Annotated in this window: 18 protein-coding genes and 1 riboswitch; of the genes, 2 read left to right on the top strand and 16 right to left on the bottom strand. The window is 70.3% G+C overall.

What is annotated here, in order from left to right:
• Positions 1 to 3: 3 nt before the first annotated feature.
• Positions 4 to 417: a hypothetical protein gene (locus HLK59_RS21785; RefSeq protein ID WP_171143172.1), complete on the top strand. Its 414-nt coding sequence runs from the start codon at positions 4 to 6 to the stop codon at positions 415 to 417.
• A 16-nt stretch (positions 418 to 433) separates the two neighbouring features.
• Here the strand turns inward: HLK59_RS21785 and HLK59_RS21780 are convergent, their stop codons facing one another.
• From HLK59_RS21780 to HLK59_RS21745, 8 genes are all read right to left on the bottom strand, one after another.
• Positions 434 to 1,189: an SIMPL domain-containing protein gene (locus tag HLK59_RS21780; RefSeq protein ID WP_171143171.1), complete on the bottom strand. Its 756-nt coding sequence runs from the start codon at positions 1,187 to 1,189 to the stop codon at positions 434 to 436.
• Between the two features lie 130 nt (positions 1,190 to 1,319).
• Positions 1,320 to 2,105, bottom strand: coding sequence for an SGNH/GDSL hydrolase family protein (locus tag HLK59_RS21775; protein WP_171143180.1), 786 nt, complete (start codon positions 2,103 to 2,105; stop codon positions 1,320 to 1,322).
• Between the two features lie 144 nt (positions 2,106 to 2,249).
• Positions 2,250 to 2,972, bottom strand: coding sequence for a DUF6250 domain-containing protein (locus HLK59_RS21770; protein ID WP_171143170.1), 723 nt, complete (start codon positions 2,970 to 2,972; stop codon positions 2,250 to 2,252).
• On the bottom strand, positions 2,956 to 4,860 hold the full coding sequence (locus HLK59_RS21765; RefSeq protein WP_346779789.1) for a hypothetical protein: 1,905 nt from the start codon (positions 4,858 to 4,860) through the stop codon (positions 2,956 to 2,958). The genes HLK59_RS21770 and HLK59_RS21765 overlap by 17 nt, the downstream gene beginning before the upstream one ends.
• Entirely contained in the window at positions 4,860 to 5,897 is a 1,038-nt protein-coding gene (locus tag HLK59_RS21760) for a GDSL-type esterase/lipase family protein (protein WP_171143169.1), read from the bottom strand. The genes HLK59_RS21765 and HLK59_RS21760 overlap by 1 nt, the downstream gene beginning before the upstream one ends.
• A complete protein-coding gene (locus tag HLK59_RS21755) occupies positions 5,894 to 8,617 on the bottom strand; it encodes a Tat pathway signal sequence domain protein (RefSeq protein ID WP_171143168.1) in 2,724 nt (907 codons plus the stop codon). Before HLK59_RS21755 ends, HLK59_RS21760 begins: the two co-directional genes overlap by 4 nt.
• A 214-nt stretch (positions 8,618 to 8,831) precedes the next feature.
• The gene (locus tag HLK59_RS21750) at positions 8,832 to 9,803 is read right to left on the bottom strand and encodes a LysM peptidoglycan-binding domain-containing M23 family metallopeptidase (RefSeq protein WP_171143167.1); all 972 of its coding nucleotides are present in this window, start codon (positions 9,801 to 9,803) and stop codon (positions 8,832 to 8,834) included.
• Positions 9,804 to 9,807: 4 nt separating this feature from the next.
• A riboswitch (cyclic di-AMP (ydaO/yuaA leader) is annotated at positions 9,808 to 9,965 on the bottom strand.
• 316 nt (positions 9,966 to 10,281) lie between these two features.
• Positions 10,282 to 12,366, bottom strand: coding sequence for an alpha-galactosidase (locus HLK59_RS21745; protein WP_171143166.1), 2,085 nt, complete (start codon positions 12,364 to 12,366; stop codon positions 10,282 to 10,284).
• A 170-nt stretch (positions 12,367 to 12,536) separates the two neighbouring features.
• Between HLK59_RS21745 and HLK59_RS21740 the strand changes: the two genes are divergently transcribed.
• A complete protein-coding gene (locus tag HLK59_RS21740; RefSeq protein WP_171143165.1) occupies positions 12,537 to 13,334 on the top strand; it encodes a tyrosine-protein phosphatase in 798 nt (265 codons plus the stop codon).
• Between the two features lie 14 nt (positions 13,335 to 13,348).
• Here HLK59_RS21740 and HLK59_RS21735 read toward each other — a convergent pair whose 3' ends face one another.
• From HLK59_RS21735 to shc, 8 genes are all read right to left on the bottom strand, one after another.
• Positions 13,349 to 13,471 carry a DUF6126 family protein gene (locus HLK59_RS21735; protein WP_171143164.1) on the bottom strand — a complete coding sequence of 41 codons (123 nt, stop codon included), beginning with the start codon at positions 13,469 to 13,471 and terminating at the stop codon, positions 13,349 to 13,351.
• A complete protein-coding gene (locus HLK59_RS21730; RefSeq protein ID WP_171143163.1) occupies positions 13,468 to 14,079 on the bottom strand; it encodes an XRE family transcriptional regulator in 612 nt (203 codons plus the stop codon). Before HLK59_RS21730 ends, HLK59_RS21735 begins: the two co-directional genes overlap by 4 nt.
• Positions 14,080 to 14,145: 66 nt before the next feature.
• Positions 14,146 to 15,531: an aspartate aminotransferase family protein gene (locus tag HLK59_RS21725; protein WP_171143162.1), complete on the bottom strand. Its 1,386-nt coding sequence runs from the start codon at positions 15,529 to 15,531 to the stop codon at positions 14,146 to 14,148.
• Positions 15,528 to 17,486, bottom strand: a complete 1,959-nt coding sequence (dxs, locus tag HLK59_RS21720) for a 1-deoxy-D-xylulose-5-phosphate synthase (RefSeq protein WP_171143161.1) — start codon at positions 17,484 to 17,486, stop codon at positions 15,528 to 15,530. Before dxs ends, HLK59_RS21725 begins: the two co-directional genes overlap by 4 nt.
• Before the next feature lie 26 nt (positions 17,487 to 17,512).
• Complete coding sequence (gene ispG, locus HLK59_RS21715; protein WP_171143160.1) at positions 17,513 to 18,670, bottom strand: flavodoxin-dependent (E)-4-hydroxy-3-methylbut-2-enyl-diphosphate synthase; 1,158 nt, start codon at positions 18,668 to 18,670, stop codon at positions 17,513 to 17,515.
• Positions 18,671 to 18,674: 4 nt separating this feature from the next.
• On the bottom strand, positions 18,675 to 19,697 hold the full coding sequence (gene hpnH, locus HLK59_RS21710; protein WP_171143159.1) for an adenosyl-hopene transferase HpnH: 1,023 nt from the start codon (positions 19,695 to 19,697) through the stop codon (positions 18,675 to 18,677).
• A gap of 5 nt (positions 19,698 to 19,702) precedes the next feature.
• Entirely contained in the window at positions 19,703 to 20,344 is a 642-nt protein-coding gene (locus HLK59_RS21705) for a 1-hydroxy-2-methyl-2-butenyl 4-diphosphate reductase (protein WP_171143158.1), read from the bottom strand.
• A gap of 1 nt (position 20,345) precedes the next feature.
• Positions 20,346 to 22,337, bottom strand: coding sequence for a squalene--hopene cyclase (gene shc / locus HLK59_RS21700; RefSeq protein WP_171143157.1), 1,992 nt, complete (start codon positions 22,335 to 22,337; stop codon positions 20,346 to 20,348).
• Positions 22,338 to 22,372: the final 35 nt, after the last annotated feature.

Raw genomic sequence — 22,372 nt, 5'->3', positions numbered from 1 at the left:
CCCATGGTGCGACCGACAGCCCCGGCACCCCTCCCCGGCACGACGAAGGTGCTGTCCATCGGACTGCACCCGCGCGTGCTCGACTACAGCCGGATGCCCGAGGGCGTCGACGAGGTGACCTTCGCCGCCCGGATCGAGGCGGCGAACGCGGGCCTGCGCCAGGCGGGGTTCGACGTGGTGCCCTGCCTGATCGACACGGCCGCGGACCACGCGCAGGAGGCCGTCCGGGAACAGCTCCGGGCGCACACGTTCGGCCTCGCGATGATCGGGGGCGGCGTACGGATGCTGCCGGAGCACACCGTGCTGTTCGAACGGCTGGTCAACGTCCTCACCGAGGAGGCCCCGGGGATCCGGTTGTGCTTCAACTCGTCGCCGGAGAACACGGTCGAGGCGCTGCGGCGGTGGATCCGGGCGTGACGCGGACGAGGGTTCCTCAGTCCAGTTCGTACACCGCCGTCACCGAGGCCGTCGCCCGGATCTCCCCCGGTGCGAGCGGCACCGCGCCGATGCCTGCCCCCGGCACGTCCCCGGAGACCGGTGGCATCGGGAGGACGTACCCGGTGCCGCCCTCGCTGAGCGAGACGAGGCGGCCGAGGCGGTGGCCGCCGAGCTCGGCGTACTGCGCGGCCTTGGCGTGGGCGTCCTGATAGGCGGCCTCGCGGGCGCGGGCCTGGAGCGGGCGGCGGTCGTCGAGGTCGAAGACGACGGAGTCGACACGGCCGGCGTCGCCGGTGGCCTCGGTGACGGCCGTGATCAGGGCACCGGCGGTGGCCACCTCGCGCACCCTGATCGAGAAGGACTGGGCGGCCCGGTAGCCCTTCAGCGTCGACACGCCGTCCTGGTAGTCGTACACGGGGCTGACGGAGACGTTCTCGGTACGGATGTCCCGGTCGACGATCCCCTGGGCGCGCACCGCCCTCAGCAGGGCCGCGGCCGCCTCGTTCTGCGCGTCGAGCGCGGCCCGGGTGGTCTTGGCGGTGGCCTCCACCCCGGCGCCGACCAGGGCGATGTCGGGCTCCCCGGCGGCGCTGCCCTCGCCGGTCACGGTGACGGTGGCGGGCGCCGCCGCGACACGCACCGCGGGCACGGCACCGCCCGTGGCGGCGGCCCCGGGGGCGGCGGCGACGGGCAGGCCCAGGGCCAGGAGGACGACGGCGATCGCCGTGACGGTCGTACGGGGAACGGGCATGCGCGTCCGGTCCTTCCGGGAGTCGGGTGACGGTGTGCCGTCATCCCAACACCGGCCCCGGGACCGGACCGCGCACCACTCCCGCGCGGTCACCTCACTGGTGGAGCCGCCCCCGCGCACCGCACAGGGGTCACGCCACCGACGCGATCCGCAGCTTGATGTCGTCCGGCGACAGCGCGCCCTTGGCGGTCACATGGTCGCCCGAGGACTCGCCGCGCAGCCGCCGCCCGATCCACGGCACCAGGTACTCGCGCGCCCAGTGCACATCGTCGCGCCGCACGTCGAGCGTGCCGCGCGGCGGCAGCGGAGGCCACGGCTGGTCGGGGTCGGCCGGGACCTCCAGGCCGAGCACCTGGCCGGCGCGCAGCGCCACACGCGTGTGGCCGTCGGCGGAGAGATGGAGCCGGTCGCCGTCCCAGGCCCTGCGGTCCTGGATGGTCTTCAGGGACCACAGGTCGAGGACGGGACAGCCGTAGCGGTCGGCGACCGCCCGCACATGTCCGTTGTACGTGGCGATCTTGCCGCGCAGGTGCTTGAGCACGGGCACGCCACGGGTGTCGAAACCGGTCGTCACGATCACGGTGCCGCACGCCTCGGTGAGCCGGGCGATCGCCCGCTCGAAGCGCTCGGCGACCTCGTCGGGGTCGGTTCCCGGTCGGAGGATGTCATTGCCGCCGGCACAGAAGGAGACCAGGTCCGGACCGAGTTCCACGGCCTTGGGAAGCTGGTCCTCCACGATCTGGTCGAGCAGCTTGCCGCGGACGGCGAGGTTGGCGTACGTGAAGGCGCCCTCGGGCCGCCGGTCCGCGAGAAGTACCGCGAACCGGTCGGCCCAGCCGACGAACGCCCCGTCGGGGCCGGGGTCGCCCACGCCTTCGGTGAAGCTGTCCCCCACCGCAACGTACGACCCGATCACTGCTGCGCTGTCACTCTTCGAATCGTCTGCCACACCCGGCATGATTCACCTTCGAATGTGACCTACGCGACCGTAAGGAAGGGTTGACGGGCGGTGAGATAAGCCACTCCTAAAGTGTTGGCCAAGCCTGGAATACGTCTCCGATCAGCGATGTTGAGGGCTCAGCCGCCACACCCGTAAGTCGTTCAGCCGGAAGTGGCTCCATGTGGTCCGGAAGGCGAAGTGCCCGCTCGTGTAGGGCTCCGGGTCGGTGAGGTCGAAGACGAGCCGCCCGTTGTTCCACCACCGCTGGGTGGAGCCGTCGGAGACGATCCGGACCCGGTGGGGTTGGTTCGCCACGAGCAGCGGCTCGGTGTAGTCGTAGATCAGCGGGCGGACGCCGGCCTCGCCGACGTACCGCCGCAGCCGGGTCGTGGTGTTGGTGTTGGCGCCGTAGCCGACGTAGTACGTCTTGAGGTAGTCGTACTCGGCCAGCGCCCCGCCGCGCCGGGTGGCGAAGATGTCGTCGGGGGAACGGACGTCGACCGCGTTCCAGAAGTTGTTGAGGTCGGAGACCCGGTCGTTGACGCCGCCCTCGGACACGGGCGTGGCCGTGTACTCGATGACGTACGGGCCTTCGAGCCGCTTCTTGAACCAGATCGTCGCGCCGGCCGGTACCTCGACGTCCAGGGTGGCGCGGGCGGCGGTGACGGTGCCGCCCTTCTCCAGTTCCACGGCCCACTGGCCGAGGCCGTGGCGGAAGTCGTCGTGGGCGATGAGGCGGCCGCGGCGGTTCGAGGAGTGGGCGCTCGCGGTCGCGGCGGGGGCCAGGGCGGCCAGGGCGGTGCCGGCGGCCAGGGCTCCGAATGCTCTACGCGTGGTCGTCACTGCGGACGGCTCCTTCCGGGAGGGTGATCGAGGGCTTCGGCACCCTGCGGGTCTCGGTGCCGAGGTAGTAGTCGGTGTACGTCGACTGGAGATAGCCGCGCACGGTCCAGCCGAGGCGGTACTCGGCGTTCTGCGCGAGCGTGTAGATACGTGTCCGCGTCGGCTCGGTGGTGGTGTAGAGCCTGAGCGCGGTGTGGTCGGCGGTCTCGGCGAGGATCTCCTCGCGCCAGTCGCCGAGGAGGTCGCCGTAGAACGGGGTGGCGTTGCGGGCGCCGGAGACCACACCGGACGGCTCGAAGATCTTCGAGGTGGTCTCGGTCGCCGGGTCCCACTTCTCCACGTGGGTGAGGTCGAGGTTCTCCGAGGCCTTGTCGCCGTCCCACCAGATGCGGAAGTTGACACTGGGCGTCGTCGTGGAGACCTTGCCGTCCTGGACGTTGCGGACGCCCGCGCCGGGGGCGGTGACGTCGGCGGTGGAGGTCCAGTACTCGTAGCCCGGGTGGTCAGGGTCGATGTCGCCGGTGCTGCCGCGGCCGACGTCGATGTCCGTGTCGTTGACCCAGTCGGCGGGGTGTTGGCCGGTCAGGAGCCGCTCACCCGTGTCGGCGTCGTAGTAGTACCAGGGGAAGTTCGGGACGACGCCCAACTCGGCCTGCTGGATGGCGAATCCCTCCAGTCCGGGCCGGTCGGGGTCGAGGTCGGCGATGTGGAAGCGGTCGCCGTGCCCCGCGCCGTCGACGACGTACCGGAGCGTGCCGTCGCTGTTGACGACGTAGTTGCCGTCGGCGATCTCGTCCTTGCCGTCGAGGTCGACGTCGACGGTACGGATCTGGTGGAAGCTGGTCGCGCCGCTGGCAGCCGGGACCACGTACTTCCAACGCGGGCTCAGCTCGGTGCCGTTGAAGTCCCAGGTCTGGAAGAGGATCCGGAAGGTACCGCGCTTGGCACCGACCCGGGTGACCAACTTGGTGACCAGGCTGGGGTGTTCACCGTCGAGGTAGGCGATGCCGAAGTGGCCGCCGGAAGGGCCGTCGGCGACGAAGTCGTCGGGGACGGGCTGCCGGGTGCGCTCGGTGCCGGTCAGTCCGTCGATGACGGACACGAACTGGTTCGCGGGCGAGGCCGCGCTGACCTTCGAACCGTCCGCGAAGGTCGTCCCGTCGGCCGTGTGCACCAGCACCTCGGCCTTGCCGTCGCTGTCCAGGTCGAACACCGTGACGTTGTCGTCGTTGCGGTAGCCGCCGATCGCCGTGGAGCCGCTGATCGCCGCGGGCGCCGGGTCGTTGGCACCGTTCCCGCCGGCCTGCGTGTACGAACCGGGCCCCTGGTCGACCCGCCACAGTCGCTCGCCGGTCAGCCGGTACGCCTCCAGCAGGTCGGGCTTGTCACGGGTCCCGGAGAGCCGGCTGACGACGATCTCGTACCGTCCGTCGCCGTCGAGGTCCCCGGGCCAGGCGTGCTGCACGGTGTAGCCGTCGGCGGTCGCGAGCGGGATCTGGGCGTAGCCCTGCGCGAAGTCGAGCGCGGCCGAACTCGGCCTCTGCTCATGCCCGTTGACGACGGGCCGCACGGTGTACGTGCCCTTGCCGGGCGAGTCGTCCTGGTACGTCGTGGACTTGGTGACCGGCGTACGGTTCAGCCGCCGCCCGTTCTTGTAGACGTTGAAGGCGATGGCGTTCCCGTACCGGGCGTACTCGGTGCCGAGCAGGCGCCAGCTCAGGAACGTGCCCCCACCCGAGCCGGACGGTACGGCGACCAGTCCGCGGTCGAGGTTCTCGACCACCCGGCGCGGGGCCTCTTCGGCGTGACCGGCGGGTGCGGAGAACATCCCGGCCAGCAGGGCCGCCGCGGCGACGGCGACGGTTCTTCGGCGGTGCAGGCGCTGCACTAGTGCTCCTTTGCGAGAAGGGCGATCAGTCGGTCGGCCGCCTTGCGGTGGCCCTGAGCACTGGGGTGGACGGTCCCGTTGAAGTCGCCGTCCGCCGCGGAGAGCCAGTCGGTCGAGTCGACGAACTCGATACGGGCGTCGGCGAGTTCGGCCACGACGGCGGCGATGTCCTCGGCGTGTGCGCCGTTGAAGGGGCGCAGCGCGAGGATGCGTGCGTGCGGTGCCGCGGTCCGCAGCTTGTCGAGGTAGGCGCGATAGGCGGTGCGGAACTCGTCCGGGCCCCAGGCGGTGTCATTGGTGCCCTGGTTCACCACGATCGCGTCGGCCCCACGGTCCGTGTCCGCCCTGGACGCCGCGAAGTTCCAGCCGTAGGCGTCCGACGCCGCCGGTACTCCCCCGTTGCCGGTCTGGATCACGCCCTGCCGCCCGAACCCGACCTGGGTGAGGGAGGCGTGCAGGGCGTCGGCGACCAGGGTGGGGTAGGCGGCGGTGCCGTCAGCGCAGTCGGAGGTGTTCACGTCGCACAGGGCCATGACGCCCTGGGTGATGGAGTCGCCGTAGAACGCCAACTGCCGTTCATGAGCGACCTTTTGCACCAGCAGCCGGCCCCGCACCCCGGTGAGCACCACGCCGGTCTCCAACGGTGGCGTCCACCGGTTGGCCCGTGAGAAGACGTCCTTCACGGACAACTCGACGGTGTGCGGCCCGCGCCCCGGAGCCTGGACCTCGATGTCGCTCCGGTCGACGGCGTACAGCCGCTTCGGGCCGCCGTCGACCGACACGTAGATCTGCGCGGGCACGGTGATCGACGAGACGTCGAACAGGACGTGGACGCGGTCGCCGAGGAAGCGGAAGCCCAGCCGGGAACCGGAGTTGACGGTGACCGCCGCCTCGGTGGTACGGCCCCAGTGCCCCTCGTAGGCGAGGCGCCGGTCATCGGGCCGTACGACGTTCGAGTCGTCGGACGCCATGACGGGCCGTATCGCCCCGGCGACCAGCCCCGCGGCCACCGCCACGGTCAGGAAGGCACGTCTCATGACGGGATCCGGTCTCCGATCAGGGCGAGGTTCTGGATCGCGGCGAGGGCCCACTGGGCCGAGGAGTTGGTGGAGATCCACGGGATCTCCTCGGTGGTGCGCAGGACGGCCGGCGTCCTGACGGTGACCGGGTTCCAGTCGTTGGACGGGAAGTAGGTGTCGCTGCCGGTGTAGAACTCGTTCCATGCCCGCTTGGCGAGCGTGGCGTCGTCCTGGTGGTGCGCCGCGTAGGCGGTGATCCGGGAGTGGGCGGCGGGCAGCGCCGACTTCCAGGTGGAACCGGTGAGTTGCCGTTTCTGGGCGTCGGTGCCGTTGTAGTACCGCGCGTAGTTGAGCCACGCGGTACGGAACTCGGGCTCCTCGTCCCCGAACAGCGACACAAGCTCGCTGTTGGTCTCGACGAGCCCGAAGACGGCGCTCAGATGCGACACGCTCACTGCCGTGCCGGTGGTGACGGCGAACTTGCCGGTGTCCGCGTCGAGCAGTCCCGTCCCGGTGAAGAACCCGTTCGGCTGGGCGGCGATCGTCCGCACCGAGTTGACCAGCTTGGCCTTGGCCTGCGCGGCGTTCGGGCCGTGCCGCTCCCACTCGGTGAGCCAGGCCGCCGAGATGCCGCCCCAGTCGGTGCCGAAGCCGACCGACAGCGCGTGCCGGTCGCCGGGCGTGTACCCGTCGGTGCGGACCTTGCGCTGCGGGTCGACCTCCAGGAACGTCAGCTCCACGTCGACGAGTTCGCTCAGCAGATCGCCGGTGCGCTCGTCGCCGGTGAGGAAGTAGTGGAAGCGACGGTTGGCGGCCGTGGAGATACGGACCTGTTTGGCACTGTCGGCCCAGTGCTGGACGCCGTGCCGGGTACCGAGGCCCGCCCACTTGCCGAGGTGGTACACATCGACCTCGCCGGTGTGGCGGGTCATGGCCTCCGCGAACCGGAAGGCCTCGGCGGAGCCGGTGCGCAGGAAGTGGTACCAGAGCCAGAGGTCGGTGCCCAACTCCGAGTTCTCCCAGGCGAATCCGCCGATGTCGTAACGCCAGACGTGCCGGTCGTTGTCGTAGGTGTGCTGGACGTCGCCGTAGTCCAGGAAGCCGTACCAGCGGTGCTGTTCGCGCTGGCCGACGTAGTAGGCGAACAGCTCGTCGAGGCGGTCCTCGACGGCCGTCCGGGCCTTGTCGGAGCGGTCGACGGGTGCCCAGTCCCCGAACACCCCTGCCGCGTGCAGCCGTTGGGGGGTGGCGGTGAGCAGCGGCGGGGTCGCGGCGGCGGTCGCCTGGGCGGCGAGGACGGCGGCCGAAGGGGTCTTCTCCGTTGCCCAGAAGGTCAGTTCACTGGTCCGCGCGATGCCGTACGGCGTGCCGAAGCCGGGCTCGTAGTCCTCGTAGGTGATCTCCAGACCACCCTCGGACTGCTCCTCGTACGTGTCCTGCCCCAGGCCGTCGTGGTAGAAGCGCAGGTCGAGCGGGGGTGCCTCGGGTGAGTACAGCCATACGGTGGCCTCGGCGGCGTCCCCCGCGGCCCCGCGGACGTCGAGCTGGGCCGGGTGCCGCTGCCAGAAGTCCCTGAGGCCGAAGGAGAGTCCGCCGCTCGCGCCGCCGACGTAGCCGAAGCCCCCGGCGCGCCGTCCGGCCGCCGCGTGGATCCAGCCGTAGCCCGCCCTGGTGCGCTTGCGGACGGTGTAGCCGTCGGCGTTGGGCTGGGTGAGGGTGTAGTCGCCCCAGGTCGGGATGGAGGCCAGGCGGCTGGAGACGCGGGTGTCCCAGGTCGAGGTGTCCGGCAGTCGTGAGCCCGCGATCTGGGCGCTGCGCACCGCCGCCCCGGGGTCGCGTCGGAGCCCGGTGATGCCCTGGACGGCCTCGCTGAAGAGCCCGCCGCCGGAGTCGGCGAACCGTATGTGCCGGTCGTAGGGCTGGTCGTGCAGCGGCACGGTGAAGCGGACGCCGAGGCCGCGCAGGAAGTCGCCCTGGTCGGAGCCGGGCTTCTGCTCGCCGTCCCAGACGAAGGTGTGCACCAGGCGGAAGGAGTCGGCGCCGGCGAAGAAGGAGAAGCGCAGGGTGTACGGCAGCCAGCTCCGGCCGCCCTCGCGGTGCCGGCCCTCGACGCGGATCACGGCCCGGACGGGACCGTCCTGCTCGACCTCGACCTTCTCGACCCGGCCGAGGAAACGCGAGACGTCCGCGCCCTCCCGCACGGACTCCTGCCGCAGGGCGACCAGCTTCCCGTCCCGCGCGATCTCGGCCGTCCCGCGCCGCACGCTGCGGACGACGGTGTCGGAGCCCTTGGCGCCGAACACGGCCGTGATCACACCGGTCGACACCTCGACCCGGCCCCCGGCGCGAGTGACGGTGACCTTCTGTTCGGGGGCCGCCGGACTGCCCGCCGCGAGCTTGTACGCGGCGGCCTTCGGGGCGCCGGGCGCGATCGCGTGCGCGGTCCACTTCACCGAGCCGTCGGGCCAGTAGCCGGTGACCCAGCTCTGGACGGGGACGTCGTCACCGGCGGCGGTCGTCAGCCGGAACCCCTGCTCCGGCCGGTACGTCCCGCGCGCCCACGGCACACCCCAGGTGGCACCGGCATGGACGTCGGGCGTCGTGCCCTCCAGCCAGTGGAGTTCGGTGTCGTCCACGTCGGCCGCGGCGGCGGTGCGGGACAGGGCCCAGGAGAACTGGGCCGCGGCGGCCGCGGTTGCGGCGCCCTTGATGACGGTGCGTCGGTCGACGCCGGGCACGGGGACCTCCGGATGATGCGGATAGAAAGCGCTTGCATCGCTTCGGAGATCACTGTGTCCCCACCCTCCCCTCGCTGTCGACGCTTTGGACAGCCGTGCCACAAGAACGCAACACGTTGATCATGAACCCGCAAGACCGAACAGGGACGGACCAACACCGAAGGCCGGACCCGGGGATCGGGGTCCGGCCTTCGGTGGCACAGGGGGGAGGGCGTCAGCCGACGGAGACGCCCTTCGCGCGGAGGTAGGCGACCGGGTCCACGTCCGAGCCGTAGTCCGGCGTGGTGCGGATCTCGAAGTGGAGGTGCGGACCGGTCACATTGCCGGTCGCGCCGGAGAGGCCGACCTGCTGGCCCTCGGTGACGGTCTGGCCGGACGAGACCGAGAGCGAGGACAGGTGGGCGTACTGGGCGTAGTAGCCGTCGGCCAGCTTGATGACGACCTGGTTGCCGTACGCGCCGCCCCAGCCGGCGGAGACGACGGTACCCGCGCCCACGGCCTTGAGCGAGGTACCGGTCGGGACGACGAAGTCGACGCCCGTGTGGTAGCCGCTGGACCACATGCTGCCGGCCATGCGGTACGGGGTACCGACGGTGGCGCCGGCGACGGGGAGGGTGAAGCCGCTGGAGCTGCTGGTGCCGGTCGTATCGCTGCTCTGGGTCGTGGTCGTCGTGTTCGACGAGGACGAGTCGGAGGTGGACGAGTCAGAGGCGGACGAGTCGGACGAAGAGGACTTCTGCGTGTCCGTCGACTTCCGCGCCTCCGTCGACTTCTCCGTGCTCGCCGCGGCCTTCTTGCCGATGGTGAGCTTCAGACCGGGGTGGATCAGCGACGGGTCGGAGCCGACGGCCTCGCGGTTGTCCGAGTAGAGCTTCTTCCAGCCGCCGGTGACGTTCTGCTCGTCGGCGATCTTCGAGAGGTAGTCACCGGACCGCACCGAATAGGTGTGCACGGTCGCGGTGTTCGCGGCGCTCTTCTTCTCCGCGGCCTTCTTCTCGGTGGCCGTCTTCTCGGCGACCGGAAGGGACTGGACGGCCTTTTCCGAAACGGATTGCGGGGTGGCCGCGTGGGCGCCTGCGGCACCCATCAGCGGGAGGGCGAGTGCGGCGCCACCGGTGCCGGCGACGGCGATCGAGCGGGTGAGGCGCTGGGCCTTCGGACGGCGGTGCTTACCCTTCGCGGGCATGGCGAATTCCTCTCCGGCGCCTGCGAGGTGAGCTGTCGGGTTCGGACTGGAGATGCCCGGTCGCACCGAGGTGCGACTTAACCCCTAGCCGTTCCGGAGACCGGAACAGGCGGTTGTACCTGTGGGTCCCCCGCTCCTGCCGTTCACGGGTGAGTTGTGCGGTCCCCGGGCGGCGGCAGGATTGGGCGTCCGTCCGGATTGATGGCGAACGTAAGCGAGCAAGACGCAAAGGGACAAGTGAGAGGTTCCAGGTGAATGCGTTCCTCTTGGTCCGCTGTGAGAATTACCGGTCACCCTGCGTGAATTGCGCACGCCTCCCGCCATGCAAAACCCCTGGAAAAGAACGGGAATTACGTGAACATGACGGGCGACGCACGGTCACGGCTATGACGCTCCTCACGTGGCACATTCACAGCTTCCCTTATTCCAGAGCGAGTTGGAATGAAGGATGAGGAAGGCACCAATTCGGACAGACGGCTCAGATGCGGCGCAGCCGGAGAACTGCCGCATCCAGGTCGCCGCGCAATCCGACACGAAGTCCGTGATGCAGCAATACGGCACCCCTGTGAACTTCGCCCGTTTCGAGGCATTCGTACGACGCTGTCGGGTCGAGTCCGCGCAGCCGCAGCGCCGGTACGGGCTCGCCGTAGCTCTGCGCCTGGAGCCAGGCGAGGACGACGGTCTCGTCCCCGAGGACGTACTGGACGGCGCTGAGCCCGCCCTGCGGCGGCCGCAGCCGGTGGAGGTCACCGCGCTGCACCACGGGCCGGATCTCCTTGTAGAGCTCCACCCACTCACGGGCCTCCGCGAGCTCCTCCTCACTCCACTGCGTGAGGTCGCCGCCGACGCCGAGCACCCCGGCCATGGCGCTGACGAACCGGAAGCGCAGCGAGCTGACCCGGCCGTTGAGCATGGCGTTCGGGCTGTCGGTCACCCAGGCGGCCATCACGCGCGCGGGGTGGATCTGACCGAAGCCGTGCTGGATGGCGAGCCGGTCGAGCGGATCGGTGTTGTCGGAGGTCCACACCTGGTCCGTGCGGCTCATGACACCGAGGTCGATACGGCCGCCCCCGCCCGAGCAGGACTCGAAGGCGACGCCCGGGTGGGCGGCGCGCAGCCGGTCCAACAGGGCGTAGAAGGCGTGCACATGGCCGGTCCAGAGCCGCTGCGGATAGGGCTCGACCGGCCAGCCGGCGTCGGTGAAGCTGCGGTTGAAGTCCCACTTCACATAGTCGATCGGGGTGCTGGTCAGGAGCGTGTCCAGGTAGTTCCAGAGGTACTCCTGGACGTCCTCGCGCGCGAGGTTGAGTACGAGCTGATTGCGGAATTCCGTCCGCTTTCGTCCCGGCTGGTACTGCACCCAGTCCGGGTGTGCCCGATACAGGTCGCTGTCCGCGTTGACCATCTCGGGCTCGACCCAGATGCCGAACTGCATGCCGAGCGCGTGCACGTAGTCGGCCAGCGGCTTCAGGCCGCCCGGGAAGCGGTCGCGGTTGGGCGTCCAGTCGCCGAGGCCCGCGCGGTCGCTGGTGCGGGCACCGAACCAGCCGTCGTCGACCACGAACAGTTCGACGCCGATCGCCGCGGCCCGCCGGGCGAGGGTGCCCTGCTGCTCCTCGGAGATGTCGAACTCGGTGGCCTCCCAGGAGTTGAACAGGACGGGCCGGTCCCGGTCGGCGTCCGGGATGACGTACGCCCGCTGGTACGCGTGCCAGGCCCGGCTCGCCCCGCCGAAGCCGCCGTCGCTCCACAGGCCGGCGAAGACGGGCGTCGTGAAGGACTCCCCCGCCGCCAGCCGCAGCAGACCCGACTCGTCGTGTCCGACCCCGCCGGTGATCTGCACGCGCGCGTCGGAGAGTTGGGCCACGGCGATCCGCCAGGAGCCCGACCAGCCGAGGGCGCAGCCGTAGACCTCGCCGCGCTCCTCGGTGGCGTCCGTGTCCAGCGCCACCCACGGCAGGTACTGGTGCCCGGTGTGCCCGCGGCGGCTGCCGATGACCTTCTCGCCGTAGGTGATCGGCGCGCTGGTCAGCCGGGACTCGGCGGCCCAGCGGCCGTGCAGGTGGGAGAGCCGCCAGTCCTCGCGGTCGGGCAGGGTCCAGGTGGCGGAGTCGGCGCGCAGCAGCTCCACGGCCTCGGGCCCCTCGTTGTCCAGGGCCACCCAGCGCTCCACCGCATCACCGCGCATCCGGTAGTGCAGGGTGATCGCCAGCCCGCCGTCACGGAACCGGAGCCGCAGCTCGTCGCCCTCCGTGTCGCCGGAGGTCTCGTACGACTCGAAGCTCCACTCGGTGCCGCGCCGCTCGTCGGTGCGCACCGACAGCGCGGGCCGCACGAAGCGGGGGCCGCCCTCGACGGGGTACTCCTCGCGGCCGTCGATCGGTGACTCGAAGCCGCGTTCGGCGGGCAGGGGGCGGCCGGCGAGCTCCTCGGCGTCGGCGAGCTCGATTCTCGAGCCCCAGTGGAGGTGGAGCAGGACGTCGTCCGCGGTGAGGTGGACGGCATAACTGCTGGCAGGCCCGGAGAGAAGCCAGGTACGGCCGGTTTCGGAGATCTCCAGCATCAAATCCTCACAGATACAAACAGGTGCGCTCAACTGCCAACATCATCAACGGCCGCGAGCCCCGGGTGCAACGCCTGTGGACAACTGATTGCCCCAGGAACCGATGTCGTATCGTCGTGGAAGTGCCCGCTGACGTGCCGTGGCGGCGGGACCGGCCCGGAGGAGCCCCCGTGACGCAGCAGATCCCGTCGACCGAGCCCGAGCTGGCCGGAGTCCGCAACTTCCGGGATGTCGGCGGCCTGCCGACGGTGGACGGACGGCGGGTACGGTACGGAGTGCTGTTCCGCAGCGGTCACCTGGCGCACGCGACCGACGAGGACGCCGCGTTCCTCTCCTCCCTGGGGCTGCACACGATCTTCGACTTCCGCAACGCGTCGGACCAGAAGCTGGAGGGCCCCGACGTCGAGCTGCCGGGCGTGCGCAATGTGAACCTCCCGCTGAGCGACCCGGCGGACGGCTCGGAGTTCTGGAAGATGGTCCGGGACGGCGAGATCGAACAGCTGCGCGAGATCCTCGGCGACGGCAAGGCGGCGAACCGGATGATCGCCTCGTACCGCAAGATCGTGAAGGAGCGCACCGACGAGCACTCCCGCGTCCTGCACTCCCTCGCCGAGGAGAGCGTCCCCGCGCTGATGCACTGCGCCGCGGGCAAGGACCGTGCGGGCCTGTCCATCGCCGTGACGCTGCTCGCCCTCGGCGTGGAGCGGGACGCGATCGTCGCGGACTACCTGGAGTCGAACGCCAAGCACCGCCGCTACAAGGTGAGCCGCAGCAGCAAGTCCACCGCCGCCTACTCCCCCGAGGTGATGGAGCTGCTCGGCCCCCTCTTCGACGCGCGCGCCGAGTACCTCCAGGCCGCGTTCGAGACGATCGAGGAGACCTGGGGCGGCGTCGACACCTACCTGGAGCAGGGCCTCGGCCTCACGCCCCGGCTCCGGGAGCGGCTGCGCGAGCGGCTCCTCGACTGAGGCCGGCGCGGGTTCTACTGCTGGGCGCCGAGCTCGAACAGCAGGTAGATGAAGGCCGCGAAGACATGCCCCACCGCGATGTAGATGAGCAGCCGCACCCAGACGCCGCGCGGGATCTTCTCCTCCGTGTGCTTCATGACGTCTCTCCAGGGGTGGGGCCCAGGCACAGCGTGGCCGTGGGGCTCTGCAACAGGGTGTGGACGAAGAGCAGCTCGACCCCGTCGGGGTCCTGGGCCGCGATGCGGTGCGGCGTCAGCGAGTCGAAGTGCGCGCTGTCGCCGGCGGCGAGCAGATGCGTGGCGTCGCCGAGGCGCAGCCTCAGCCGCCCCGTGAGGACGTACAGCCACTCCTCGCCGGGGTGGACGCGCACGATGTCGCCCTGCGAGCCGTGGGGGACGTGCACGCGCAGCGCCTGCATGCCACGGCCGGGCGAGCCGGCCTGCCAGTAGGTCCAGCCGCCGGCGGCGGTCGGTTCCATGTCGGCGGCGCGCACGACGGCGTCCCGTTCGGTGACCGTCTCGCCGAGCAGCTCCGAAACCGTCGTACCGTAGATACGGGCGAGCGCGAGCAGCATCGGCAGCGAGGGCTGGCGCTGCCCGGTCTCCAGCCGGGAGAGGTGCGCGGGCGACAGCCCGGCGGCACGGGCCGCGGCCTCCAGGGTGAGGGAGGCGCGGCGCCGCAGCGCCCGGAGCTGCGGCGCGACGACGGGCAGGACGTCGGCCGGCTCGGCTTCCGGAGAGCTCATGCTCTCCATTCAGCCCGAGATTTGCCTCCAGGGCAATTTTCTTGCCTCAGAGGCAAACCGCGTTGGCTACCGGTTGGCCACCGCCTGCTTGACCAGGGTCTTCCCGAAGTCCCACATCAGCCCGCCCCCGCCGTGCGCGTCGTCCATGATGTCCGTGAAGGCGTCGACGAACCGGTCCACCTCCCGTTCTCCGACGGTCAGCGGCGGGATCAGCTTGATCACCTCCAGGTGGTCGCCGGAGACCTGGGTGAGGATCCGGTGCCGCTGGAGCAGCGGTACGACGACCATCTGCGCGAACAGCCCCTTGCGGGCGGCCTGGAGCATGGTCCAGCGGCTGCGCAGCCCCAGCGACTTGGGCCGGCCGAACTCGATGCCGACCATCAGGCCCCGGCCGCGGACGTCGGCGAGCAGCTCGTACTTGTCGACCAGGGCCGCGAGCCGGTTCTTGAGCAGCTCGCCGGTGGCGCGGGCGTTCGCGGTGATCTGCTCGTTCTCCATGACGGACAGCACGGCGAGCCCGGCCGCCATGGCCTGCGCGTTGGACCCGAAGCTCGCCGAGTGGACCAGGACGCGGTCGATCGAGGAGAACACCTTCTTGAAGATCCAGTCCTTGCCGAGTGTGGCGCCGACCGGCACATAGCCGCCGGAGAGTGCCTTGGCCACACAGACGAGGTCCGGCTCGACCCCGTCCTCGTGCTGGTAGGCGTAGAAGTCGCCGGTCCGGCCGAGTCCCGTCTGCACCTCGTCGGCGATGAGCAGCGCCTTGTGCCGGTGCAGCAGTTCCTGGGCGGCCCGCAGATAGCCGGGCGGCGGCTCGTGGACGCCCTTGCCCTGGATGGGCTCGACGATCAGGGCGGCCACGTCGCCCTTCCTCAACTCCCCGGCCAGGGCGTCGAGATCGCCGAGGGGTACGGCCGTGTCGGGCAGCAGCGGGGCGAAGCCGTCACGGAAGCCGTCCTCGCCGTTGACCGACAGCGAGCCCGTGGTGAGCCCGTGGAAGGCGTGGTCGCAGTACAGGACCCGTGGCTTGCCGGTGGCCCGCCGGGCGAACTTCAGCGCGGTCTCCACGGCCTCCGTACCGCTGTTGCCGAAGAACACCCGGTCCAGGTGCGGGCTGTGCGCGAGGAGCTTCTCGGCCAGCAGCCCGGGCAGCGGCTGGCAGTCGAAGCGGGTGAGATCGGCGAGCCCGGCGTCGAGGACGTCGTGCAGCGCCTTGCGGACGACGGGGTGATGACGGCCCAGGCCCATCACCCCGAACCCGGCGAGCATGTCCAGGTAGTCGTTGCCGTCCGCGTCCCAGAAGTACGCGCCCTCGGCCCGCTCGTAGACCTTGTCGAAGCCGATGGTGTGCAGCATGCGCGGGAGCTGGTGGTTCAGGTACTTCGTGTGCAGCTCGTAGCGCTCGGCTCCGCGCTCGGCGAGGAGTCTGCCGAGGTCGAACTCCGTGGTCATTCAGCCTTCTCCCTGACGGGGCCGCCGGCCTGCTCGCCGACGGCCGACGTTCCCTCGGCCTCCTTGGCGGCCAGCGTCTCCTCGGCCTCCTTGACCGCGAGGCTCGCGCTGATCCGTCCGGCGACCTCCACCGGGGTGAGCCCGATGTCGGCGAGCACCTCACCGCGCTTGGCGTGCGCGAGGAACTGCTCCGGAATCCCGAACCGCCGCACCGGTACGTCGACTTCGGCGTCCCCCAGCGCGAGGGCCACCGCGGAACCGACACCGGCCGCACGGCTGTTGTCCTCGACTACGGCGACCAACCGGTGCCCGGCGGCGAGGCCGGGCAGCGCCGGGTCGACGGGCTTGATCCAGCGGGGGTCCACGACCGTGCAGCCGATGCCGCGGGCCTCAAGCAGCTCCGCGGCCTGGAGGCAGACGGGCGCCATCACGCCGACGGCCACCAGAAGCACCTCGGGCCGCTCCCCGCGGTGCAGCACGTCCATGCCGCCCACGCGGTCCACGGCGGGGATCTGCGGGCCCACCGACTCCTTGGGGAAGCGGACGAGCGTCGGCGCGTCGTCCACCGCCACGGCCTCCCTGAGCTGCGAGCGCAGCTGGTCGGCGTCGCGGGGCGCGGCGATCCTGAGCCCGGGGACGACCTGGAGGATCGACATGTCCCACATGCCGTTGTGCGAGGCCCCGTCCACACCCGTGACTCCGGCCCGGTCCAGCACGAACGTCACTCCGCACCGGTGCAGCGCGACGTCCATCAGGAGCTGGTCGAAGGCACGGTTGAGGAAGGTCGCGTACACGGCGACCACGGGATGCAGCCCGCCGGTCGCGAGTCCGGCCGCGGACACCGCCGCGTGCTGCTCGGCGATGCCGACGTCCCACACCCGGTCCGGGAACCGTGCGGCGAACTTGCCGAGCCCCACCGGGTGCAGCATGGCCGCCGTGATCGCCACGACGTCCTCCCGCTCCTCCCCGATGGCGACGATCTCGTCCCCGAACACCGAGGTCCAGGAAGGCCCGTTGGACGGCGCGAGCGGCTCGCAGGTGAGCGGGTCCATCACCCCGACGGTGTGGAAGTGGTCCTCCTCGTGGGCGAGGGCGGGCTCGTAACCGCGCCCCTTCTCCGTCAGACAGTGGACGAGGACCGGCCCGTGGAAGCGTTTCGCGCGCCGCAGCGCCGACTCCACCGCCCCGATGTCATGGCCGTCGATCGGGCCGACGTACTTCAGCCCGAGGTCCTCGAACATGCCCTGCGGGGCGAACGCGTCCTTGAAGCCCTTCTTCGCGCCGTGCAGCGACTCGTAGATCGTGGTGCCCACCACCGGGGTCCGCAGCAGTACGTCCTTCCCCCAGGCCAGGACCTTCTCGTAGCTGTCGGTCGTGCGCAGGGTGGCCAGGTGGTTGGCGAGGCCCCCGATGGTCGGCGAGTACGAGCGCTCGTTGTCGTTGACGACGATGATCAACGGCCGGTCCTTGGCGGCCGCGATGTTGTTCAGCGCCTCCCAGGCCATGCCGCCGGTGAGCGCGCCGTCGCCGATGACGGCGACCACATGCCCCTTGTCACCCTGGACCTGGCGGGCCTTGGCGAGCCCGTCGGCCCAGCCGAGCGCGGTGGAGGCGTGGCTGTTCTCCACGATGTCGTGCTCGGACTCCTCACGCGACGGGTAGCCGGACAGACCGCCCTTGCCGCGCAGCTTCGAGAAGTCCTGACGTCCCGTCAGGATCTTGTGCACGTAGCTCTGATGGCCGGTGTCCCAGACGATGCGGTCGACGGGTGACTCGAAGACCCTGTGGAGCGCGACGGTCAGCTCCACCACGCCCAGATTGGGCCCGAGATGGCCTCCGGTCCTGGCCACGGCGTGCACCAGGAACTCCCTTATCTCTTCGGACAGTTCACCGAGTTCCGCCTCGGACAGCGCCTTCAGGTCACGTGGTCCCCGGATGTTCTCCATGATCGTCACGTCGGGCCCCCTTCGGTCCGTGCTGTTCAACTCACGGTGACGGCCGGCTCCCCCGACGCGACGCCGTCCTGCTCCATCTGTTCGGCGATCTTCATCGCCTCCTCGATGAGGGTCTCCACGATCTTCGACTCGGGGACGGTCTTGATGACCTCGCCCTTGACGAAGATCTGGCCCTTGCCGTTGCCGGAGGCGACCCCGAGGTCCGCCTCCCGTGCCTCGCCGGGACCGTTGACCACACATCCCATCACCGCGACCCGCAGGGGCACTTCCATGCCCGTGAGGCCCGCCGTGACCTCGTCGGCCAGCTTGTAGACGTCGACCTGGGCGCGTCCGCAGGACGGACACGACACGATCTCCAGGCGGCGCTGCCTGAGGTTCAGCGACTCCAGGATCTGGATGCCGACCTTGACCTCCTCGGCGGGCGGCGCGGACAGCGAGACCCTGATCGTGTCGCCGATGCCCCTGCTGAGGAGCGCCCCGAAGGCCACCGCCGACTTGATCGTGCCCTGGAAGGCGGGACCGGCCTCCGTGACCCCCAGATGCAGCGGGTAGTCACAGCTCTCGGCGAGCAGCGTGTAGGCGCCCACCATCACCACGGGATCGTTGTGCTTGACCGAGATCTTGATGTCCCGGAAGCCGTGCTCCTCGAACAACGACGCTTCCCACAGCGCCGATTCGACGAGCGCCTCCGGAGTCGCTTTGCCGTACTTCTGGAGCAGCCTGCGGTCGAGAGAGCCCGCGTTGACGCCGATCCGGATGGGCGTGCCGTGATCCTTCGCGGCCCGCGCGATCTCCTTGACCTTGTCGTCGAACTGCTTGATGTTGCCGGGATTGACGCGTACGGCCGCGCAACCCGCCTCGATCGCCGCGAACACGTACTTGGGTTGGAAGTGGATGTCCGCGATCACCGGGATCTGCGACTTGCGGGCGATGGTCGCGAGGGCGTCCGCGTCGTCCTGCGTGGGGCAGGCGACGCGGACGATCTGGCAGCCGGACGCGGTGAGTTCCGCGATCTGCTGGAGGGTGGCGCCGATGTCGGACGTACGGGTCGTCGTCATCGACTGCACCGACACCGGTGCCCCGCCCCCGACCGCCACCGGCCCGACCTGGATCTGCCGCGACACGCGCCGCTCGGCGATCGGCCGGACCGGTACCTCGGGGACGCCCAAGGAGACGGCGGTCATGTCCTCACTCCCGGTTTCCGGAGACCGTCTCGCGCATCGCGCGCAGCGACTCCTTCAGCGAACCCATGGTGGCGAGGACGGCGGTGGGCTCGTAGCCGCAGTGCGCCATGCAGTTGGCGCAGCGCGGGTCCTTGCCGCGGCCGTACTTGTCCCAGTCGGTCTCCTCGATGAGTTCGCGGTACGTGGGCACGTAGCCGTCGCTCATCAGGTAGCAGGGGCGCTGCCAGCCGAACAGGGAGTAGTTCGGGATGGCCCAGGCCGTGCACGGGAAGTCGACCTTGCCCTCCAGGAAGTCCAGGAAGAGCGGGGAGTGGTTGAGCCGCCACTTCTTGCGGTTGCCGCCCGCGAAGGCCTTCTTGAAGAGCTCGCGGGTCTGCTCCACGCCCAGGAAGTGCTCCTGGTCGGGCGCCTTCTCGTAGGCGTAGGCGGGCGAGATCATCATCTCGTCGACGTGCAGGTCGTCGTTGAGGAAGTTGAGCACCTCGATGATGGTCTGCGGGGTGTCGGTGTTGAAGAAGGTCGAGTTGGTGGTGACCCGGAAGCCGCGCTTCTTGGCCTCCTTGATCGCCTCGACCGCCTCGTCGAACACGCCCTCCTTGGCCACCGACTCGTCGTGCCGCTCGCGCAGCCCGTCGATGTGCACGGCGAAGGCGAAGTAGGGCGAGGGCGTGAACTTGTCCATCTTCTTGCGCAGCAGCATGGCGTTGGTGCAGAGGAAGACGTACTTCTTCTTCGCCACCAACTGCCGCACGATCTCGTCGATCTGAGGGTGCATCAGCGGCTCACCCCCGGCGATGGACACCATCGGCGCACCGGACTCCAGCACCGCACCGACGGCCTGCGCCACCGGCATACGCTGCTTCAGCACGCCTGCCGGGTGCTGGATCTTGCCGCAGCCCTCGCACTTGAGGTTGCACGCGAAGAGGGGTTCCAGCTCCACGATGAGCGGGAACTTGTCCCGCTTGCGGAGCTTCTGTTCGGCCAAGTATGTAGCGACCTTGATGGACTGACGCAGCGGCATGGCCATCTGGCTCACCTCCTGGGGAGCAGCAAGGAACGGTGCCATTCATAGAAAGCGGGAAGGACGGAACGAAGGACGCGGAAAGCCGATATTCCACCGCGCACCGTGCCGATCCGGACGAGTTCATGTTCTGGAGCGTCCACGACCACCCGGACGGCCGCAACGGGGCGTACTCCCGTGCGCACGGCGCTGTGGAGCGTGGCCGCGGATTCCATGTCGACCGCGATCGCGCCGGTCGCGAGGAGGCCGGAGCGTTCGTGACCGCGTACGACGTGATCGGAGCCGGTGAGCGGTCCGGTGTGGACGGTGCTTCCGGGGACCGCCCGGACGAGCTCCTTGACGAGTAGGTCGGTCCCCACACAGGGAACGGTTCCGTCCGGATCCCGGGTCTCCTCGGCGACGACGAGATCGCCGGGGTGCATGCCGGGGGCGAGGCCCGCGCAGAAGCCGGTGGCCAGTACCGCGGCGTCGGCCAGCGCGGGATCGGTGAGGGCACGGGTGACGGCCCGCTCGGCCGCCTTGGGGCCCATGCCGGTACGGAGCACGGTGACCGGCCCGTCGGCGCCGGAGCGGTCGCCGCTGCGCAGGGCGAGGTGCTCGATGCCGAGCGCGCAGGCGATCAGCAGCGGGGCGGCGGCCGGCCGGGTGCTCATCTCACGCCTCCCCCGCCTCGGCGAACGGCTCTCCGTGGACGTACCGGCCGAGTGCCGTGAGCGGGAAGACCTGCCGGTAGAGGTGGTAGTTGATGGAGAAGTCCCACGGGAAGCCGGTGCCGGTGAAGTAGGGCTCGTCCCAGGAGCCGTCCTCCCGCTGGGTGGCCGCGAGCCACTCGACGCCCCGCTCGACCGCCTTGGAGTCCTTCTCGCCGGCGGCCAGCAGGGCCATCAGCGCCCAGGCCGTCTGCGAGGCGGTCGAGGCCCCGCGGCCGCTCCAGGCCTTGGCCTCCTGGTAGGAGCGCAGGTCCTCGCCCCAGCCGCCGTCGTCGTTCTGGACGGACTCCAGCCAGCGCACGGCCCGCCGGATCGCCGGGTGCGCGGCGGGGATGCCGGCGGCGGTGAGCGCGGGCACCACCGACCCGGTGCCGTAGACGTAGTTGACGCCCCAGCGCCCGAACCACGAGCCGTCCTGCTCCTGTTCGGCGAGCAGCCACTCGATGCCGCGGCGGGTGCGTGGGTCGTGCGCGAGTCCCTCGACCGCGAGCATCTCCACCACATGGGCGGTGACGTCGGCGGACGGCGGGTCGATGACCTCGCCGAAGTCGCAGAACGGCAGCCGGTTGGGGAACGGGCTGGTGTTGTCGACGTCGAAGGCGCCCCAGGCACCGTTCTTCGACTGCATGCCGAGGTTCCAGCGCACCCCGCGCCCGATCGCGTTCTCCACCCGGTCCGGGTCGTGGTGGCGGACACGGCGCAGGGCGAGGACCACCTCCGCGGTGTCGTCGATGTCGGGGTAGTTGTCGTTGTGGAACTCGAACGCCCAGCCGCCCGGCGGCAGTTGGGGCCTTTTGACGGCCCAGTCCCCGGGCCGGACGATCTCCTCGCCGAGCATCCAGTCCGCGGCCCTGACGAGCTGCGGATGGTCGGCGGGCACTCCGGCGTCGGCGAGCGCGATGGTGGCGAGGCAGGTGTCCCACACCGGCGACTGGCAGGCCTCGATCATCCGGGCCCCGTCCTCGCGCCAGATGGCGAAACGGTCCAGCGACTCCAGCCCCGCCCGGATCACCGGGTGTTCGAGGTCGTAGCCGACCAGATGGAGGGCGATGACCGAGTACACGGCCGGCGGCTGGATACCGCCCCAGCAGCCGTCGTTCTCCTGGCGCTCGATGATCCAGCGGGCCGCGGTGTTCATGGCCGCCTTGCGCAGCCTGCGCGGCACGACCTTGCGCACCTGGTGCAGCGCCTTGTCCAGGCGCTGGAAGGCGCCGTCCCAACTCGCCGCCGGGGCAAGAGGCTTGGCCGGGTTGGGGTTCGCCGGGTCGGTGTGCAGCTCGTCGAGCGGGAAGGGCGCGGGCCGTACCGGACGCTTCGCTGAGACAATCGTCAGCGGGACGATGGTCTGCCTGGCCCAGCAGCCGAAGTCGTAGATGTTGAGCGGCACCCACTTCGGGAAGTAGATGAGCTCGGGCGGGAGTTCGGGCAGGTCCTCCCACTTCCACCAGCCGAACAGGGCGAGCCAGATCCGGGTGAAGACGCGGGCGGAGGCGATGCCGCCCCGGGCGCGGATCCACTCCGACGCCCTCGCCATGTGCGGCTCGTCGGGTGCGTCACCGGCCAGCCGGAGGGCGACGTACGCCTCGATGGTGGTGGAGAGTTCGCCGGGTCCGCCGTAGAAGGAGGCCCAGGTGCCGTCCTCGCGCTGCTCGCCGCGGATGAACAGGCCGGCCGCGCGGGTGGTGGACTCGTCGCGGATACCCAGGAACTGACGGAGCAGCAGATCCTCGGCGTCCATGGTGACGTTGGTCTCCAGGTCGCCCTTCCACCAGCCCTGCGCGTCCTGTCGTGCGAGCAGGTGCTCGGTGGCGCGTTGCACGGCGCGTACGGCGGCTTCTTGTACCCCGGTCGCCGCGGGGGTCTCGATGTCGGTTTCGCTGGCCGCGGCAGCGCGGGGCGGCAGGGCCCCGGTGCTTCCGTCGGTCGTCGCTGTCATGGCTTCCCCTTCGTGCAGTGTGCATGTGGTGCTCT

Source organism: Streptomyces sp. S3(2020), from assembly GCF_013044505.1.
Taxonomy (GTDB): domain Bacteria; phylum Actinomycetota; class Actinomycetes; order Streptomycetales; family Streptomycetaceae; genus Streptomyces.
Note: the sequence above shows the minus strand (reverse complement) of the source record. Positions and strands in the feature narration are given on the sequence as shown.

Excerpts from the sequence above, each read along its gene's own strand:
- HLK59_RS21725 (WP_171143162.1), bottom strand. The coding sequence starts at position 15,531 with ATGACCACGGAGTTCGACCTCGGCAGACTCCTCGCCGAGCGCGGAGCC.
- HLK59_RS21785 (WP_171143172.1), top strand. The coding sequence starts at position 4 with ATGGTGCGACCGACAGCCCCGGCACCCCTCCCCGGCACGACGAAGGTG.
- ispG (WP_171143160.1), bottom strand. The coding sequence starts at position 18,670 with ATGACCGCCGTCTCCTTGGGCGTCCCCGAGGTACCGGTCCGGCCGATC.
- HLK59_RS21745 (WP_171143166.1), bottom strand. The coding sequence starts at position 12,366 with ATGCTGGAGATCTCCGAAACCGGCCGTACCTGGCTTCTCTCCGGGCCT.
- HLK59_RS21760 (WP_171143169.1), bottom strand. The coding sequence starts at position 5,897 with ATGAGACGTGCCTTCCTGACCGTGGCGGTGGCCGCGGGGCTGGTCGCC.
- hpnH (WP_171143159.1), bottom strand. The coding sequence starts at position 19,697 with ATGGCCATGCCGCTGCGTCAGTCCATCAAGGTCGCTACATACTTGGCC.
- HLK59_RS21730 (WP_171143163.1), bottom strand. The coding sequence starts at position 14,079 with ATGAGCTCTCCGGAAGCCGAGCCGGCCGACGTCCTGCCCGTCGTCGCG.
- shc (WP_171143157.1), bottom strand. The coding sequence starts at position 22,337 with ATGACAGCGACGACCGACGGAAGCACCGGGGCCCTGCCGCCCCGCGCT.
- HLK59_RS21780 (WP_171143171.1), bottom strand. The coding sequence starts at position 1,189 with ATGCCCGTTCCCCGTACGACCGTCACGGCGATCGCCGTCGTCCTCCTG.
- HLK59_RS21705 (WP_171143158.1), bottom strand. The coding sequence starts at position 20,344 with ATGAGCACCCGGCCGGCCGCCGCCCCGCTGCTGATCGCCTGCGCGCTC.
- HLK59_RS21735 (WP_171143164.1), bottom strand. The coding sequence starts at position 13,471 with ATGAAGCACACGGAGGAGAAGATCCCGCGCGGCGTCTGGGTGCGGCTG.
- HLK59_RS21750 (WP_171143167.1), bottom strand. The coding sequence starts at position 9,803 with ATGCCCGCGAAGGGTAAGCACCGCCGTCCGAAGGCCCAGCGCCTCACC.